Origin of the sequence: Microcystis sp. LE19-10.1B (genome assembly GCF_027530565.1) — a bacterium.
GTDB classification, from domain to species: domain Bacteria; phylum Cyanobacteriota; class Cyanobacteriia; order Cyanobacteriales; family Microcystaceae; genus Microcystis; species Microcystis aeruginosa.
Genome location: NZ_JAPZQM010000510.1, coordinates 1 through 1,454, shown reverse-complemented (window position 1 = coordinate 1,454; position 1,454 = coordinate 1). Strand labels below are relative to the sequence as shown.

At 35.6% G+C, this 1,454-nt stretch carries 3 protein-coding genes and 1 pseudogene; all 4 read right to left on the bottom strand.

Translation table 11 applies throughout. The annotated features are described in order from the left end of the window. A partial coding sequence (locus O9332_RS18390; RefSeq protein WP_288026760.1) for a Uma2 family endonuclease occupies window positions 1-297 on the bottom strand: 297 nt, incomplete at its 3' end. Between the two features lies 1 nt (window position 298). Beyond that, window positions 299-649 (bottom strand): CU044_2847 family protein, encoded by a 351-nt coding sequence (locus O9332_RS18385; protein WP_002762880.1) that lies wholly within the window; start codon window positions 647-649, stop codon window positions 299-301. Between the two features lie 211 nt (window positions 650-860). Continuing rightward, window positions 861-1,044 (bottom strand): annotated as a pseudogene (locus O9332_RS18380) (hypothetical protein). A gap of 12 nt (window positions 1,045-1,056) precedes the next feature. Further along, window positions 1,057-1,454, bottom strand: a 398-nt coding sequence (locus O9332_RS18375) for a Uma2 family endonuclease (RefSeq protein WP_288026758.1), incomplete at its 5' end; no start/stop codon positions are given.

Genomic DNA, 1,454 nt, shown 5'->3' with positions numbered 1-1,454 from the left:
TGTGCCTTTTCCTTCATATAATGGTTTGTCTTTAATCACCATGACATCAGGATAAGTATAAAAGCGATATCTTGGCATCCATAACCGTACATCACTCATAAAAGCCCAATAATCTTGATTGTTAATCTTAGTCGGAAAATTCCTACAGAAATTTAAAGCAATCAGATTATGATTAGTAGTTGCTCCTACCATTGGAGTAATTTCTCCATCTAGATATTCATTTTTGTATTCTGCTATTTCTTCTAGCTGACAATATTCTTCAGGCGTGTAATAGCGTTTTTCGATTTGAACTTGCATACTAACCTCCCTTATCTTGGTTAAATTGCCATTCAATAGCAACTTTAATATTAGCTTGTGCTGAACCTTTTGTCACCAAAGGAATCCCCGTTTCGCCCCCAACTTGTAACCCAAATTCTAAAGTAACCTTACTGGGTGGATTGGCTTGGGAAACTCCCTGTTTTATCGAAGTTAATAACAATTGTGCATATTCATTAACAATATTAGTAACTCCTGCTTGAAAATTTTTTGTTCTTTCTTCTATATCCTCGAAAAATCCTACTGCTTGCAATTGCTCCCTATCACCTTCTTCGTACTGCATATAAATTTTTGCGCCATCGGAGGCTTGTATTTCTGTGATTTTTATTGACATTTTATCCTCACCTTAATTTTTGCATAAATGTTAATCGTAACCGTTCAGGAGGTGGTTGTCAAGTAGCCATTAGTATTGATTCTATGGGAGGACTCTCCTGGGGTAGCATAAATGTAGAGGGAGAAGTATTACCTCTCCAGGCGCAAATCGCCGAGCGTCATCAATTCCCATATCAGGTTACAAGGTAGCAAGCCCTAGCTTGAAAAATTCGCTAAGATATATGGTTCTTCGTTACTTGGTATTTCAATGGGGTTGCATAGATCAACTAAATCCTTATCTGGCAAGAGATTTAATTAATTAGTTCGCTCTAGATCAGAAACAATTGACAAAAATCACCAAATGTTTTTCTCTATAAGGGTTTCATCTCTTATAATCCTGTCCGTTGCATAAGACAAACCAAAGAACCATTATTCTTCACTTAAATTAAAATCAATGCGTTGATAAATATCCAGCAATGACATTTGAAAATCCACAGAATGAAACCTTAAAGCATCTTTGTCTGATTCAGAGGCTTTAAACAACCACTCCCCATTATTTTGTTGATAAAACTGCTCAACATAATAACGGTATTGATCAATCAAAATATATTCTTTAAACTCAGGAATTGAGCGATAAAACTTAAACTTATCAGTACGGTCATAATCTCTAGTTGATTTCGATAAACCCTCGACAATGATTAACGCATTAGTTACAGTGTTTGTGCCTTTTCCTTCATATAATGGTTTGTCTTTAATCACCATGACATCAGGATAAGTATAAAAGCGATATCTTGGCATCCATAACCGTACATCACTCATAAAAGCCC

Coding starts and splice junctions, on each gene's coding strand:
- O9332_RS18385 (WP_002762880.1), bottom strand. CDS start 649: ATGTCAATAAAAATCACAGAAATACAAGCCTCCGATGGCGCAAAAATT.